A 17,099-nucleotide genomic window follows, 5' to 3' on the forward strand; every position below is an offset into this window, starting at 1 on the left:
CTCCTTAAATTTTTAATATATCTTTTATATAATTAAGTATTTCTAAAGAACTTCCAAAACTTATGATATTTTGTACAAAATTTTCTGTATATAATAGAGTCAATAATTCGCCCATAGCTGGTATATGTTTTGATTTATCTTTAACAGCTAAAAGAAATATTAACTTTACTGGATCATATTCGTGATTAAAATTAACTCCCTTTTTTATTATAAATAATGATAATCCAGCATGTTTAACACCGTCTTCTGGATGTGCATGTATCAAACTAACTCCTGGTGCTATAACTGAATAAGGCCCCTTATCTTCTATTATATTTATACAACTTTCTATATATGTTTTTTCTATTATTCCATCATTCAATAAAGATTTTCCAGCTTTTTTTATACCATCTTTCCAATTCAATACTTTATTTATAGAATTTATATATTTCTCTTTCAAAATATCTTGTAAATGGTATTGTTGAATTTTTGCTAGATTTTTTTCTCTTATTTTTATATCTTTTTCTGTGAAGTATTTTTTTAAATCATTTATAAGTTTTTTCTCATTTTCAATTTCTGAACTCTTTTTTATGATTTTTAATAAATCTTCTATATTTATTTTTTTTTCTTCTTTTTTTGTTTTATGTGTTTTTTCATTATTTTTCATATATTGATATATTTTTTTTATATCGGATTCATTTAAAAGTGGATTCACTTTGATAACTGGTAAATTTTCATTTTCTAATTCAAATGTACTTATTATCATATCTATATCTTTTAAATTACTTTCTTTTTCATAATCAAAAACGGATGCTTTATTTTTAACTTTTATATTTGGAAACTCTTTTTTCAATCTCGATTCAAGAATAGTTGTAGTACCTATTCCACTCGAACATACAAGAACTGCATTGAATTCATGATCTTCTTCTTTATTTCTTTCTATTGCAGCCCCAAAATGTAAAGCTATATATCCTATCTCATTTTCATCTATATTTTTAGCAAAATTGGATTGTATCAATTTCGAAGCTTTTTTAGTTGCATCATAGATTTCGGGATATTTCTCTTTTATTTCTTTTAAAAGTGGATTATTTAAAGGTAAATTATACTCTATTCTATTGAGAGCAGCTTTCAAATGTAAATAAAGACCCCTCAACATATCTTCATCTTGAGATATTTTTATATTCATTATCTCTTCAAAAATCTTTGACATTTCAAGACTTATTGCATATATTTCATTATCTTTATTATTTTTAAAGTTTGGATTATTCAATTTTTCTCTTTTTTTAGCACCTAAAAAATGAAAAGTTATAAAACCTATTTCAGATTCTGGAACTTTTATATCATAATACTTTTCAATAATTGAAGAAACTTCTTTAGCTATTTTAAATTCTTTGGTGTTTTTTAATTCTATGAGTTGTGATTCTGGAAGAAATATATCTTTACCATTTCTCAATCTTTTTATGGCAAGTGCTATGTGAACTATCAAAGCGGCATAATCAGAGTCTGCAAATTTAAAGTTTAATTTTTCTTGAGCTTGATGTACTATTTCTTGAAGTTTTAATATATCTATATGTCCTATTAATTTATCAAATTCTTTTATAAAGTTTTTTTCAAGTCTTCTATCTGCAAGTTTATTATTTTGTATTATATTTAAAAAACTTAAAATTTCCCCTTCACTGGATGTATTTTCGAGTAAAAATGTTATTGCATGCCTTATATTTATTTCTTCACCATTAATTTTAAATCCATAATTTGGCTTTCTTATAAGATTTAAATTATTATTTTTTAACCATATTTCAATTTCATCAAAGTCATTCAATATTGTAGATGGACTCACAAGTAAGAGTTCTTCAAAATCTTTTATTTGAAGAGGTTTTTCAGATTGAAATAATTTAAAAAGAATTAAAATAATTCTCTCTTCTTTAGTTAAAAAAGAGCTAAAATTTTCTGTATTTTTAAAATCCTCTGTAAATCTTTGAAAATCTTCATCTTTTCCTTGTATACTGATACCTTTATGCGGTTTTCTAATTAATTTTATTTCATAAATTTTTAAAATTTCTTCTATCTCATCAAGATCATATCTTATAGTTCTTGGACTGACTTGAAATTTTTGAGATAATTCTTTTATAGTAGTATTCTTTGTTTCATAAAGATACTTTATTATATGATAATTTCTAGTTTTTAGTTCCATTTAAATCACTCCAAATGGATTCATATTTGAATGCCAGTCTCACATATATAGTGAAACTGGCCATTTATTTAAAATAATTTTGCTATACTTCCGATTATTAATCCTATTAATCCAAAATCTGCATCTCCAAATGTAGTATTTGCAAATCCAAGATCTCCAAGAACTGGTAATAAAAGAGCTGGTAAAAATGTTATGATTAAACCATTAACAAACGCTCCAAATATAGCTCCTCTCTTTCCACCAGTTGCATTTCCAAAAACTCCTGCCGTAGCTCCCGTAAAGAAATGTGGAACCATCCCAGGTATTATAACTGCAAGTCCCAAAGGTTTCATCAAAAACATTCCAACAACTCCACCTAAAAAGCTTGCTAAAAATCCTATTATAACTGCCATAGGTGCATATGGAAATACTATAGGACAGTCAAGAGCTGGTTTAGCTTCTGGAACTATTTTTTCAGCTATTCCTTTGAATGCAGGTATTATTTCTCCAAGTATCATACGAACACCCATAAGAATAACACTTACACCAGCTGCAAAGGTTAACCCTTGAATTATAGAGAACATGAACCAACTTTGTCCTCCTGAATATTTTGATACCACTTCTTGGCCTGCTTTTAAAGTCACTATGAAAAATATAACTATCATAGTTATAGCTGTAGATAATATAGAGTCTTTCAAGAATTTTAAAGATGATGGAACTTTAACTTCTTCTGTTGATTTTTCTGGATTTCCAAATAATTTACCGGTGAAACCAGCGGCTAAATATCCTACTGTTCCAAAATGACCCAAAGCTATATCATCATTTCCAGTAATTTTTCTCATGAATGGTTGTGCAAGTGCTGGCATCAATACCATGATAAAACCAAGAAGTATAGATCCCAATATTATTAAAGGTACTCCTGTCATTCCAGCTGTTCCAAGAACTGCTGATAATAAAGCTGCCATAAAAAATGTATGATGACCTGTTAAAAAAACATATTTCAAAGGTGTAAATCTTGCTATAGCAAGGTTTGCAATAAATCCAAAACCCATTATTAAAGCCGTTTCTTTACCGAAAGTTTTTTGAGCAATTGCGACTATTGCTTCATTATTAGGAATAACTCCTTGAACATTGAATCCTTCTTGAATTAAAGGACCTAAATTATCAAGACTTCCTATGAGAACTCCGGCTCCAGCACCAAGAATGATAAATCCCAAAATACTTTTGAGTGTTCCTGATACAATTTTTGAAAATGATTCTTTAAGAGCTATAAGTCCTATCATAGCCATCAATCCAACCAGTATTGATGGTTGACTCAACACTTCATCAACAATAAAATTTAAAATACTCATCCCTTAACCTCCCTATTTAACCATTTATAATACCTTCTAATTTCTCTTTTATCTCAGTTTTATCTGTCATATTTTTTATTGAAACTATCTTAGCCTTATGACCTGCAAGTTGTTCTGCTATTTCTGGAGAAGCTACAATTATATCTGCATTCATGCTAACGGCACTTGAAACGTCTGCTACTTCAACATCTGCATCTATTTTCATTTCTTTTAACACACTTTCAACTGCCATTCTCAACATTAAAGAACTTCCCAAACCCATACCACATACTGATAATATTTTCATATTGATTCCTCCTATTCAGATAAAATTTTATGTATATATTGATATATTTCTTTTTCTTTTAAAGAAGCTATAGTATTTATTGCATTTTCTTGCATTAAGACATTCATGAGTTCTCTCATCGCCTGTATATGTTGATCATTATCAATTGCTCCCAAAGTTATTGCAACTTTAACAGGATCATGATCTTTATTTCCAAAATTAACAGGTTCTTTCAAGGTTATTAAACCCATACACAATTTTTTTACGCCATCTTCTGGTCTGGCATGTAACAATGCTATTCCATCGGCAATAACAACATAAGGTCCATTTTTTCTTATTGATTCTTTCATAGCTTCTATATAGTTTTCAGTTATTAAATTTTGATTTAAAAGTATTTTTCCAGATTCATCTACTACTTCTTCCCAATTTTTGGCTTTTATACAACTTTTTATATTTTTTTCATTTAATAATTCTAAAAGCATAATTTCACTCCTTACATTGAATAATTATAATAATATTTTTTCTTTCATTAGATTGATTTTATACTAAAACCCTCATAAAATCAAGGAAAAATCACTTCTATTCTTTCAAAATCATTGTGGCAATAATCTAATAATTGCCATATTTTTAATATTTATGTTGTATTTTTTAATATAAAAAAGTTTTTAACCTTTATTCAATAATAAACATCATAAATCATAAATAATAAGATTTAATAACCAAACATTATATAGCAATATTCATTTTAAGTTTATTTTTATAATATGATAATATCATATTATAAGGGGGAAAAATATTATTTTTATTATTGAGCAGGGAGGGATAAATTTGAACAGCGGAATAGATTTTTGGGTTTATGCCGTAAGATATGAAAACCCAGTAACAAAAAAAATTATTTCTGAACTAAAAACAAGTATGGATTTTGGTTCTATTCCCTATGTTGAAGATATATTATCTAAAGGGGAAGTGTTGCGTAAACTGAAAAAAGGTGAAAAATTCTGTGTTGTATACAATAAAGCTGGAAATTGGGTAAAGGGTTCGGAAATAAAAAATTTAAATGATCATTTTTTAAGAATTGATGATGAAGAAATAGAAGAAGACTTTTTAGGTCCTATAAATCAATTTTAATAAAAAAAACACCTTATTTGGTTTAATATTACTACCAAATTTGGTGTTTTTTTATAAGTTTATATCATCTTTAAATCTCATAGTATTTTTTATGAGATTATCATTTTCTCTCCATTTTTTTCTCACTTTAACAAAAAGGTCTAAATATACTTTCATTTCGAAAAGTTCTTCTATATCTTTTCTGGCATGCTGACCTATTTTTTTTATCATAGTTCCTGATTTACCAATTATTATAGGTTTTTGAGAATCTTTTTCTATATATATTTCTGCTCTCACATACAACATCCCATTTTCTCTTTGTTTTAAATCTTCAACAACAACTCCAGTTGAATGTGGAATTTCTTCTCTGGTTAAATGAAAGATTTTTTCTCTTATCAATTCTGATATTATAAATCTTGATGGTTTGTCTGATATTATATCATCTGGATAATATTTAGGCCCTTCTGGAAGATTTGTTTTTATAGCATTTAAAAGTTCTGATAGGTTTTCTCCAGTTAAAGCTGAAACTTCAAATATTCCTTTTAAATTATCTATACTTCCTTCTAATTTACTAATGGCATTAGTTATTATACCTTTATTTTTTATCGCATCTATTTTATTTATAACTATAATCGCAGGAATTTTTGAACCGTTTATTATTTCAGCAACTCTTAAATCAGATTTTCTTACACCATCTATTGGATCTACTACGAAAAGTATCAAATCTACTCCTCTTAAGGCACCAATTGCAATATCTACCATGTATTTACCAAGTTTATGCAAAGGTTTATGTATTCCAGGAGTATCCACAAAAACTATTTGATGATCTTCTTGTGTTAAAACACAATTTATTCTATTTCTAGTAGTTTGAGGTTTATCTGAAGTTATAACTATTTTTTGTCCCATTAAAGCGTTTATTATTGTAGATTTTCCCACATTTGGTTTTCCAGCCATTGAAACAAATCCACTTTTGAATTCCGACATCTTTTACCTCCATATATTAATAAAAGCATGAATACACTTTTTTATATTGTTTTCATCTTTTCCATAACAAGTTTTGTAGCTCTACAATCATCTTCATTATAATCAAGAATCGATTTCATTATCCCTTGTTCTCCCTTTAAATATCTTTTATATTCAAGTATCACTGCATACCCATTTAAATCGGTTCTCCAATGAAATCCAAAATACTTGCTTATATCTTTTAAAGAGTATGAAGTAACTGGAAAAGAATAGTTTTTTATTATTATTTCATACAAATCTATTGAATTTTTTAAAATTTTCTCTATTCTCTTTTTTAATTCTGGCTTTATTTCAGCAACTTTTCTTAAAGATTGAACATCATGAACATCATAATGAATTAAAATTCTTTCTTGTTTTTCCAAGAATTCTATCATTTCAAGATATTTATGATCGTCTTCTTTACTTTCAAATATAAAAGGAATATATTGATCATCTAAAAGATATCCAAAAAGAAAATCATTTTCATGATAAGTCTCGACATCGAAGATTATATATTTCTCAGGAAGTTTAACCTTTCTAAGTTTTAAAGGAGTATTTTCATAAACCGATTTCAAATTATATAGAGATTTTCTTTGAAATGGCCTGAATTTATCTATCTTATCTGTTTTTATAACTTCAAGAGGATCTACATTCATAACCTCAAAATCTTTAAGAACTCTTTCAGATATAGATGGAACAACTATCAAATTTCCACTATCTAAAAGTTCTTTATGACATTCTTGTTTTATCTTACAAAATCTACAATGAGATCCTGGATCTTTATACATGAACTTTAAATCTATTATTTCGGATAATATTCTTTTTTCTTTTTTTAATATATCTTGTTCAGTTATATCATGTACTTGATTTCCAAGTTCAAAATGGTATTTTTTAACCTGTTTTCCCTGTTTTTTAAAATAAAGATAAACCGCATAAGCATGTATCCAGTGATAAAATCTTAAACGATTTCCCGCTCTCACTATATGTACCACACCATCTTCGAAACTTTCATAATTTGCTTCAAATTTCATATCTTCAATTTCTACAGAAAAATATGTACCTGGTCTTTTGTAAGAGGGTTCATAATAAGGACAATTTTTAAGATTTTCAAAATAAATGATATTCATTAATTAACACCTTTTCTAATATTATATTTATAAGTATGGATTTGAAAATTCAAATCCATACTATAATTCTTTAAGTTTTTCAGCTAAAACAATTGAATTTTCTATAAATGAATCACCTTGTTTAACAAAATAATCTAAAAACATATTTTCAACATTTTCATAGTCCATACGAGTTTCTTTTTTTATCATTCCAACAAATTCGCTATATTGTGAAAATTTATCCATAAAATATTCATTGTTTTTAACAAGATTTATAACATTTTCTTCATCATATATCAAATCTTCATTCAAGCCATACAATGATTTTTTTAATTCTTCACTATCAGTTTCTAAAACACTAAATCCCATCATACCCTTAGAAACTTTTGCAGGTTTATAATTAAAAAATCTTTTTAGTATTTTCTTTTTCATTATAAGATTCAGTATAAACCATAAAAATTTTTTTTCTGATTCTGTCTCAAATTTATTGGCTAAATTTATATATCTATTAGTTTCTATACTAAAAACTATCATTTTACCAGAGTTCACTACATCCATTTGAAATATATTTTTTTTATTTGTCAATAAATCTATTGAGTATTCTCTTATGAGATTTAATAACTTTATAGACCTTTCAAAGCCAAACATAACTTCTTCATGACTTTTTCTTTCATCTATATAATTAAAACATAGTATTTCAAGTTCTCCACTTTCAAGAAAAAATTTCACATATTCTCTAAAATCCTCCCATAAAAGAGGTAAATTATAGTTTTCTATCCTATAATTGCACATAGTTTCACTTCTCAATAAATTGTTGACTTCTTGAAATTCCTTATCAGTATTTTTATTTCCAGCCCATATTTCAAGTACTCTGTCATAATCAACCATTATTACTTTTACATCTTGATTATCTATATCTTTACCATTAAAATATACAACAGATGGAAAAGATAATTCTGTTATATCTTCATCTGATATAAAACCTGTAATCCTGTTTTTTAAATCTAAATCCTTCAATTTTTCAAAAAATTTCAATTTCGCAAGCCCCCTTATTTATAATCAACCTTGATAAAGTCTTGTAACATCCCCTATGTCATAGAAAAGATTTGCCAAAGTTTTCAGAAATCCTAATCTATTCAATCTAATGGCTTCATCTTTATCCATAACAAAAACTTTGTCAAAGTAATTATCAATAGAACCCTTCAAAAATAATAATTCATTAATAGCTGATTTATAATCCATAATTCTTATATATTCCTCAAAATTACCTTTAACTTCTAAATATTTATCAAATAATTCTTTTTCTGCTTCTTCTTTAAACATTCTTCCTGAATATTCATATGAATTATGAGACTTTGAAATATTGTTAACTCTTTGAAATGCGGTTATAAATTCTTTAAATTCTTCTTTTTCAACAAATTCTTTGAGTGCTTGCGCACTAAGATAGGCTCTTAAAGGTCTATTCCAATTTATAAGTGTTGTAGATATTATATCAGAATTCATATTTTCTTTTAAAAGTATAGTCTCAAATCTCGAACTCATAAAATCAGAAATTTTTTCTAATTCATCATTAACCTTTAATATATTTATAGATTCTTTAAATAATTCTTTCAAATCTAATTCCCATTCTTTGTCTATTATTATTCTAAAAATACCAAATGCTTTTCTTCTAAGTGCAAAAGGATCTTTAGAACCTGTTGGAACTTTTCCTATACCTATATAACCAGCAATATCATCTATTCTATCCGATAAAGATACTACATTGGCCACAAGATTTTTTGGTATTGAATCATTTTCCTCAATTGGATGATAATGAAGTGAACTCGCTAGATATACATCTTCCTCTTCTTTCATCTCTTTTAATATTATTCTTCCCATATCACCTTGAAGTTCCGCAAATTCATAAACAACTTTTGAAGTGACATCTATTTTTGAAAGTTTTGACGCTCTTTTAACATTTTTATTTTCATATTTTATCTTATTTGCTATTATTTGAGAAAGTTGTTCCATCCTTAGAACTTTGTCCTTATAAGTACCTAGTCCTTTTTGATATGTTATAGAATCTAAATTTTCAAATCTTTCACCCAATGAAACTTTTAAATCATCTTCATAATAAAAAGCAGCATCATCAAGTCTCGCATTTATAACCCTTGCATAGCCTTTAATTATGTTCTTTTCTCTTCCTATTCCATCTTGAAAAGACACAAATTTATTGGACATTTTATTATTTTCTTTTGCAACAAAGCTTCTTTGATGATGTTTAACAGTCACAATTATAATCTCTTCTGGAAGTTTCATATATTTTTCTTTAAACTCTCCAACAACTCCAGTTGGATATTCCGTTAATTGGGCTATTTCTTCTATCAAACTTTGATCTTCATCTATTTCTAAATCATATTCTTCTTTTATTCTTTTTAATTCTTTTTTTATCTTTTCTATTCTATTATCATAGTCTGGTATTACATAATTCTTTTCTAATTCGCTTTCATAATCATTTACATTTGATAATTCTATTTCATCACCAAAAAACCTATGTCCATATGTTTTAGAAGAAGATTTTTTGTTGAATATTTCAAATTCTACTACTTTATCATTGAATAAACTACATACCCAATGAACAGGTCTTACAAACTCAAATTTACCTTCAGACCATTTCATAGATTTTTTAAAATTCATTTTTAAGATGATTTCTGGAATTATTTCTTTTAAAACTTCTATTGTATCTTCACCTTTTTTATAAATTTCTGCAAAAACATAATCATTATTTCCTATTTTTCTTATAACAACTTCATCTTCACCTATTCCAGCACCTTTTAAAAATCCTATAAGAGCTTTTGTAGGTTTATTTTCTTTGTCATAACATATATTCTTTGGCGGTCCTTTTCTTTCTTCTTTTGAGTCTTCTTGTTTTTCTTCAAGACCATCTATAATAGCTCCAAACCTTCTAGGTGCTATGAATATATTTATATCTTTATATTTTATATTTTTATTTTTCAAACTATTTTTCAAGTTCTCTTCGAGTTGTATAATTATATTTTTGTATTCACTTGATGGAAGTTCTTCAACTCCTATTTCAAATAAAAATTTATTCATTTTTATCTCCTCCATCTTTTACATCGACATAAACCTGAGCACATTTTCTCGCCATATTTCTTATATCAAGTATATATTTCTGTCTCTCATTAACAGATATAGCATTTCTTGCATCAAGCATATTAAAGGAATGTGCCGTTTTAGTAAGAAAATCATATGCTGGCAAATAAAGATTTTTTTCTATTAATCTTTCAAATTCTTTTTTATATATATTATATAGGGATTCAAACATATTTATATCTGCTTCATCGAAATTATATATTGAAAATTGTCTTTCATTCTCATGATATATACTGCCATAAAAAGTGTCATCATTCCACTTAGTTTCATAAACATTTTCGATATTTTGAAGATACATGGCAATTCTTTCAACCCCATATGTTATTTCTACTGTTATAGGACTCAAAGATATTCCACCCATCTGTTGAAAATAAGTAAATTGTGTTATTTCCATACCATCAAGCCATACTTCCCAACCAACTCCCCAAGCTCCGAGAGTAGGGGATTCCCAATTATCTTCAACAAATCTAATATCATGTTCTTCAGGACTTATACCTATACTTCTCAACGAATCTAAATATATTTCCTGAATATTTTCTGGTGATGGTTTTATAATAACTTGATATTGATAAAATCTTTGCATTCTATTTGGATTTTCACCATATCTACCATCTGTTGGTCTTCTACATGGTTGAACATATGCAACTTTTTTTTCTTCAACACCCAAAGATCCAAAAAAAGTCGATGGGCTATAAGTTCCAGCCCCCATTTCCATATCATATGGTTCATCTATTATGCAATTTTGTTTTGACCAAAACTCATGCAATTTCATTATTAAGTCTTGTATATTCAACTCAAACTACCTCCATTATTCGAGCGAAATGAGCATAGGATAATGATTCTGTCCACCTTCATGTATTTCAATTTCAACATTAGGCTCTTTTTGCATTATATTATTTATCATATTATTTATATCTTCTAAATTTGAACCTTCTCCATAAAATATAGTTACTATTTCATAACCTTCTTCTAAAAAGTCTAAAAGCACTTTTTCAGTTTCTATATAAAGATTATCTCCATGTGCCTTTAAATCTTTACCTGCAAAAACGAGATATTCATCTTTTTTTATCTGTTGACCAGATATTTCTGAATCTCTAACTGCATAAGTAACATCAACAGGAATTATTCCTTTGACATATTCAGTCATAGAATTTTTTAGATCTTCAGCTTCTAATGAATCATCAAATCCCAACATAGCCGAAACTCCTTCTTGGACATATTTTGTAGGAATTACAATAACATTTTTTTCTGACATTTCAGCTGCTTTTTCTGCCGTCATAACTATGTTTGGATTATTGGGAAGAATGATGATATTTTCATATTGCATGGAATTTATGGAATCTGATATATCTTTAATGCTTGGATTCATAGTTTGACCACCAGATATTACTCTATTAACTCCAAGGCTTTTTAATACATTTGTTATTCCTATTCCTGGAGATACAGCAACTATACCCCATTTTCTATCTTCATCATCTTCTACTTCAATTTCTTCAATTTTCTTTTCTTTATTGGCATTTATATTTTCAACAACATGTTCATGTTGAACCTTCATATTATCAGCTTTTACTTTCATTAAATCACCATATTCAAGAAACTTCTCAAAAACATTTCCTGGATGATTTGTATGTACATGACATTTTAAATATTCATTTTGATGAACTAAAACGATAGAATCTCCTATTTCTTCAAGGAAATTTCTTATAGTATCAAGCTCTTCTTTCGTGAGATCTTCATTTGCTAGTTGAAGAACACATTCTGTACAATATTGAAAAGTAAGATCTTCATAGGCTATTTCTGCAATTTCAGAAGATGTTGCATTTTCTATTTGTGCTATATTTACTTCTGTATCGCCATGAATTGCATCTCTAAATCCTTTAAGGATATAAGCAAGCCCTTTAGCTCCTGCATCCACAACCTTAGCTTCTCTTAATTTTTTTAAGTATTTAGGTGTTTCATCGACTATCTCAAATGAAATTATTGATAATTTATCCATAAATTCTAAAAAGTCGGTAATTTCTGAAAGTTCTTCTCTTGCCCTCTCTGAAAGCCTTCTTATCAATGTTAACATAGTTCCTTCAACAGGTTTTATAACAGCACCATATGCAACTTCTTTGGCATTATCCAATGCCATTATAAAGTCTTTTGTAGTTATTTTCTTTTTTCCATCTAAAGCTTCTGTAAAACCTCTAAATATTTGAGAGAGTATAACTCCAGAATTACCTCTTGCACCCATTAATAATCCGTCTCTTAATGCTTTTAATACTTCTTTTAAATTATTATTATTTTTTACTTTATCCAGCCATTGAACCGCTTCAAGTATAGCAGAACTCATATTTGATCCGGTATCTCCATCTGGGACAGGGAAAACATTTAATGCATTTATTTCATCTCTATTTTTTACAAGTACTTCAGCTGCTTTTTTTATGGCTATATATAAGTCTTTCCCTTCCAAATACTCTTTCATTTTTTTCATCACCCTTTCTTATAACTTTAACCCTGCAATATGTACATTAACTTGTACATCGTCATAATTTAGCATGGATACTATTCTATGATATACATTTTCCTGAGTATTTTGAGCAACCCTTTTAACAGGAAGACCATATTCTAAAACCAAATGTAAATCTACATTAATTTTGCCATCTTCCTCAACAATATTTATACCTTTTGATTCATCTTTAGTCCATAAGTTTGCTAACTTATCAAAAAACCCCTGTTTCCCCATTTCTACAGTCCCATAAGATTCTATAACAGCTTTATAAACTATTTCTTTAACTACCTCATGTCTTATAGTAACTGCACCGAATTCTGTATCTACAATCATTGAATTCACCTCCAAGGTTATTTTTAATCATATAATACTGCCGATAAATAACCAACAACACTCTCAAAATCGTTCAAGATCTCTCCACTGGTCGTATGATGTATTATTTCAATGTTTTTCAATCCCATACTCAATAGTATATAAGTAGGTAAATAACCACACATGGAGATATCATTTTTTCTAATCGTTTCTAACAATAATTCAGGATCATTTTTTTCTATTGCTTCTATAATCTTCTTATCTTTCTCAATAGTTGTTTTTTGATCTTCAAAATGATTCAAATCCGTTGAAGCAACTATAAAATCACCTTCATTAAATATTTCTTTAAAAGCTTCCAAAAATAATTTTAATTCAAATTGATCTACATGTGTAAAAGTTATCGGCACTATTTTAAAATTATTACCAAATACATAATTTAAAAATGGAAGCTGTACTTCAAGAGAGTGTTCGGCAAAATGACCATTTCTGTCAGGATTTATATTCAACATCCTACACATATCTAAAACCATATCTTTATCAACTTCAAACTTTAAACCTGGTAAAGCCCAAAAATCTGAGTCATCTATATTTATTCCAGAACCCAAACCTTTATGATCTGGTCCAAATAAAAATATTCTATTTGGACAACCAAATTTTGAAGCCTTCTTCAATGCTTTTGCAGTTGTTTTTCCTGAATAAACATAACCTGCATGGGGTAAAATCACCCCCACCTTTGAATTTAATTTATTTTCCATTTTAAATGTGTTTCTTTCAAAAATAAAATTTAATTTTTGTTTTAATTGCTCATCATTATCAGGGTAAAATAATCCTGCTACTGCGGGTTTTCTAATTATCATAATTTTTCACCCCTCATCCTCCGCCTCTGGATTATTGAGAACTTTTATATTTGTAATAATAATTATTTCATATTTGGAATATGAATTATCATAATTTTTAAATATACTTCCAAAAATAGGTATGTCTTTAAGTATTGGTATGCCTGTTTCTTTCTTTATATTTTTATCAAAAGACATAGATCCTATTTTAATTATTCCATTATTGTTCATTTTTAATTCGGTTTCTATATTTCTTTCATCTACAATAAGACTTTTATCTTTATTTTCAAACTCTGAAATGGTTATATTTATTTTAGATGTTACCATATCAGTTTTTCTATCATAATTACCAGATACTTTAAACTTGAATCCAGACTCTACTTTAGAAACTATTTCATTTTTTTTATCTATAATAGGTATGGAAATAACAGAGTTTATAATAGACTCTTTACCTTCATTGACATATATTATAGGTTTTGATACCAAAAAAACATCTTCATAAAAATCGGTGTTTTTAAATATATTTAAATTATAAATATTATAAAGATCTGTAATATTTAAGTTATTTATGTTGTTTCCAGTAAAAATATATAAAGAATATTTCAACAATTTTATATCAGAATAAAAATAAATAGTTTCTTCATCAATATAATTATACAATATTCTGTTATTTTCAAGAAAAGAAAAAAGTTCAAATAAATCAAGATCTTTAGAACTTAAAAATACATCTTTATCTTCAAAGTTACATATAGCTTTTATTCCTTCATTTTCACATACATAATTTATCAAATTAACTAAACTATATTTTTCTTTTTGTTCTTTAATATAAAATTGATTGGCGAGATCTTCTATAAAATCTTTTTGTTCTTCGCCATAACTTAAAATATAAAAATAATTATTATCATACTTTTCAAGTGGTAAATAATCTATATTCTTATCTATTATTATTTTATCAAATAAAAGCTTCATTTTATCGTTTACAACGAATATTTTATTTAATGTTTTCAAATTATTAAAACTTTTTTCGCTTTTTAACTCATTATTATCAACATAACTTATTTTTTCATTAAATTTATTAACCAATTCTTCAATAATAACAAGATCTTTTTCATTTCCATATATTAAAAAATAATTATCATAAAAACTAAAAATTTTTATATCATATATATATTCAAAAAATTTTATATCAGAATAACTACTCAAAATCTTATAATTATTAAAAACAAAAGATTCTTTATTAGATTCAAATTCTGAGTCTCCACTCAAATCTTCATCATTATCTATATTTATTATTTCAAAATCATCATCTTCATCAACAATATTTAAAATTAATGGTAAAAATTCTGATTCATTTTTTTTATTATAACTTATAATTACAGTTTTATCATCATAAAATCTACTATCAATACCATATACTTCGTATAAAAGTCTTAAAAAATACTCTAAATTATAACTATTATTATTTAATGAAACTTTAAAGTCTGGTATTTCCGTAGAATTTATAAATTTAATTTCATATTTTTCAAATAATATTTCTAAAAAATCTATCAATTTTAAACTTTTAAAATAAAATTCTTCAAAATTAATCTTTTTTGTTCCAAAGAACTTTATCTTTGAATCATATTCCTCAATCTTTTCTAATGGAGCATAAAAAAATATATCTATTATATTATCATAAGTTTTTATTTTTTTTACTGGTCCATCATTTATAACATATTCTTTTTCTAAAAAAGAAGTATTTTTAAATACAATCTTCACGAATGTTTTTATATCATTTGAAAATATATCATATTCACTTTCTTTAAAATTTAAAGTATTGTAATTTTCCTGACTATTATAATCAAGATTATAAGATAAAAATATAGAATTAATAAATATTAAAATAGTAATTAATATCTTCTTCATATTATCACCATATAAGTATTATTAATATTTTTTAATAATATTCCATCTTTAAAAATACCAACGACTTCTACCTGACCAAAAATATCTCCAACTTTTATTTTTATTAAATCATCTATATAATAAAAATATCCAAACTTGAAACCATTTTCAACTATCATACCAGCAAATCTTATATTTTGATCATAAATTTCAAGTTCATCTCTAATTTTCCAAATATTTTCTAAACCAAAAGTATTTTCATCCAATAGATCAAAATCTTTAAAAATATTTTCTTCAAATTTATTATAAACATTATAATCGAAACTTGGCTTTGCAACTTTATAATCAAAAGAAAAATTATTACTTAAACTAAACATATTTTCTTCTCTTTTTATACTTAAAAAATTTATTTTAAAATCCGAATTATAAATCTCATTCAATATAAATAAAATTTCCTCTTTAGAATAGTCTTCTTTAACTTGGAATTTAATACCTCTAAAACTTTTATTTATATTAATCTCAGGAATTTCTATTTTAGAAATCAATACTATGAGAGAAATTAAAATTATAGAAATAATCATTTTAATTTTAATTTTCATAGTCATCATCTCTCTTAAATTCTATTATAGAATAAACTTTGTCTTCAATTTCAAAAGAATTCAAAACTTCAAAATCATATTTAGAAATTAATTCATAATTTTTTTCTTTAATAAAAAGAGCTTGTAAAATAAAATTTTTATTAGAAAAATTCAAAAATATTAGTTTAGCTTTTTCATTTTCTAAAAATTCAATTATTTCAAAAAAACTATTTTTAATATTTTTGTTTTCTTTTAAATATAATTCATAATTGTACTCAACAATATTTTTTTGCTCTAAATATAATTTATATTCTAAAACCTTCGCAAAAAAGATTTTAAAAAATATAAAAGATAAAGATATTATAATGATATATAAAAAAATATTTAAACCTTTTCTATAAAAAGATTTTAAGAGTATCATTTTTTTCACCTCTTAAATAATTAATAGCAAGGTTTTTCAAATATTCATCATCATAATAAATATCACATTCATTTACATCTATTTCTTCATCAAAAACTACAAAATATTCATCTTTAAAGATCTTAAATCCTTTTCCAAAACATTTAACTCTATAATATCCCAAATCTTTTTTATAAAATTCATTTATTAAAATGGATTGAACTGGAATAAAATAATCATATTTAAAAGATCTTCTCTTTTTATTCATATCTTTTTTATTCCAAATGAGATAATATTCAAACTCTTGTTTTTTTAAAAGTTTATAAAATATTTTTTTCTCTTTTATAAAATCATAAAAAGACTTCTTAAAATCAAGTATATTTTCGAATTTTCTTATTATAATATCAGAATTACCCAAATAATAGATTTTTTTACCAAAGTTAAAATACATTCATATCCCC

17 protein-coding genes are annotated in these 17,099 nt (G+C 25.9%); 1 reads left to right on the plus strand and 16 read right to left on the minus strand.

Translation table 11 applies throughout. The features are described 5' to 3' along the window. Positions 1-4: 4 nt before the first annotated feature. From PWP28_RS04430 to PWP28_RS04445, 4 genes are all read right to left on the minus strand, one after another. Positions 5-2,170 (minus strand): BglG family transcription antiterminator, encoded by a 2,166-nt coding sequence (locus tag PWP28_RS04430; protein WP_308644324.1) that lies wholly within the window; start codon positions 2,168-2,170, stop codon positions 5-7. A 68-nt stretch (positions 2,171-2,238) separates the two neighbouring features. Further along, positions 2,239-3,495 (minus strand): PTS ascorbate transporter subunit IIC, encoded by a 1,257-nt coding sequence (locus tag PWP28_RS04435; protein WP_374045481.1) that lies wholly within the window; start codon positions 3,493-3,495, stop codon positions 2,239-2,241. 22 nt (positions 3,496-3,517) lie between these two features. Beyond that, on the minus strand, positions 3,518-3,787 hold the full coding sequence (locus tag PWP28_RS04440) for a PTS sugar transporter subunit IIB (protein WP_109604996.1): 270 nt from the start codon (positions 3,785-3,787) through the stop codon (positions 3,518-3,520). An 11-nt stretch (positions 3,788-3,798) separates the two neighbouring features. Further along, on the minus strand, positions 3,799-4,248 hold the full coding sequence (locus PWP28_RS04445; protein WP_109604995.1) for a PTS sugar transporter subunit IIA: 450 nt from the start codon (positions 4,246-4,248) through the stop codon (positions 3,799-3,801). 346 nt (positions 4,249-4,594) lie between these two features. Between PWP28_RS04445 and PWP28_RS04450 the strand changes: the two genes are divergently transcribed. Then, positions 4,595-4,894: a hypothetical protein gene (locus PWP28_RS04450; protein WP_264149261.1), complete on the plus strand. Its 300-nt coding sequence runs from the start codon at positions 4,595-4,597 to the stop codon at positions 4,892-4,894. Positions 4,895-4,945: 51 nt separating this feature from the next. On the opposite strand, the gene era is transcribed toward PWP28_RS04450, so the two are convergent. The 12 genes from era to PWP28_RS04510 are packed head-to-tail and all read right to left on the minus strand — an operon-like array spanning position 4,946 to position 17,089. Further along, positions 4,946-5,857 carry a GTPase Era gene (era, locus tag PWP28_RS04455; RefSeq protein WP_264149263.1) on the minus strand — a complete coding sequence of 304 codons (912 nt, stop codon included), beginning with the start codon at positions 5,855-5,857 and terminating at the stop codon, positions 4,946-4,948. A 41-nt stretch (positions 5,858-5,898) separates the two neighbouring features. Further along, the gene (locus PWP28_RS04460; RefSeq protein WP_109604986.1) at positions 5,899-7,002 is read right to left on the minus strand and encodes a TM0106 family RecB-like putative nuclease; all 1,104 of its coding nucleotides are present in this window, start codon (positions 7,000-7,002) and stop codon (positions 5,899-5,901) included. Positions 7,003-7,062: 60 nt separating this feature from the next. Next, complete coding sequence (locus tag PWP28_RS04465; RefSeq protein WP_109604985.1) at positions 7,063-8,016, minus strand: hypothetical protein; 954 nt, start codon at positions 8,014-8,016, stop codon at positions 7,063-7,065. 24 nt (positions 8,017-8,040) lie between these two features. Further along, the gene (gene glyS / locus PWP28_RS04470) at positions 8,041-10,074 is read right to left on the minus strand and encodes a glycine--tRNA ligase subunit beta (protein ID WP_308644326.1); all 2,034 of its coding nucleotides are present in this window, start codon (positions 10,072-10,074) and stop codon (positions 8,041-8,043) included. Beyond that, positions 10,067-10,927, minus strand: coding sequence for a glycine--tRNA ligase subunit alpha (locus tag PWP28_RS04475; RefSeq protein WP_109604983.1), 861 nt, complete (start codon positions 10,925-10,927; stop codon positions 10,067-10,069). Before PWP28_RS04475 ends, glyS begins: the two co-directional genes overlap by 8 nt. Before the next feature lie 15 nt (positions 10,928-10,942). After that, positions 10,943-12,601: a DAK2 domain-containing protein gene (locus PWP28_RS04480; protein ID WP_308644327.1), complete on the minus strand. Its 1,659-nt coding sequence runs from the start codon at positions 12,599-12,601 to the stop codon at positions 10,943-10,945. Positions 12,602-12,619: 18 nt separating this feature from the next. Beyond that, positions 12,620-12,961 carry an Asp23/Gls24 family envelope stress response protein gene (locus PWP28_RS04485; protein ID WP_109604981.1) on the minus strand — a complete coding sequence of 114 codons (342 nt, stop codon included), beginning with the start codon at positions 12,959-12,961 and terminating at the stop codon, positions 12,620-12,622. A 23-nt stretch (positions 12,962-12,984) separates the two neighbouring features. Further along, a complete protein-coding gene (gene amrB, locus PWP28_RS04490) occupies positions 12,985-13,797 on the minus strand; it encodes an AmmeMemoRadiSam system protein B (protein ID WP_308644328.1) in 813 nt (270 codons plus the stop codon). 6 nt (positions 13,798-13,803) lie between these two features. Continuing rightward, positions 13,804-15,681, minus strand: coding sequence for a hypothetical protein (locus tag PWP28_RS04495; RefSeq protein ID WP_308644329.1), 1,878 nt, complete (start codon positions 15,679-15,681; stop codon positions 13,804-13,806). Further along, entirely contained in the window at positions 15,678-16,259 is a 582-nt protein-coding gene (locus PWP28_RS04500) for a hypothetical protein (protein ID WP_308644330.1), read from the minus strand. The genes PWP28_RS04495 and PWP28_RS04500 overlap by 4 nt, the downstream gene beginning before the upstream one ends. Then, positions 16,249-16,659: a hypothetical protein gene (locus tag PWP28_RS04505; protein WP_109604977.1), complete on the minus strand. Its 411-nt coding sequence runs from the start codon at positions 16,657-16,659 to the stop codon at positions 16,249-16,251. Before PWP28_RS04505 ends, PWP28_RS04500 begins: the two co-directional genes overlap by 11 nt. Further along, positions 16,634-17,089, minus strand: a complete 456-nt coding sequence (locus PWP28_RS04510) for a hypothetical protein (RefSeq protein ID WP_109604976.1) — start codon at positions 17,087-17,089, stop codon at positions 16,634-16,636. Before PWP28_RS04510 ends, PWP28_RS04505 begins: the two co-directional genes overlap by 26 nt. Positions 17,090-17,099: the final 10 nt, after the last annotated feature.

It is taken from the genome of Oceanotoga sp. (genome assembly GCF_030445905.1).
Lineage (GTDB): Bacteria > Thermotogota > Thermotogae > Petrotogales > Petrotogaceae > Oceanotoga > Oceanotoga teriensis.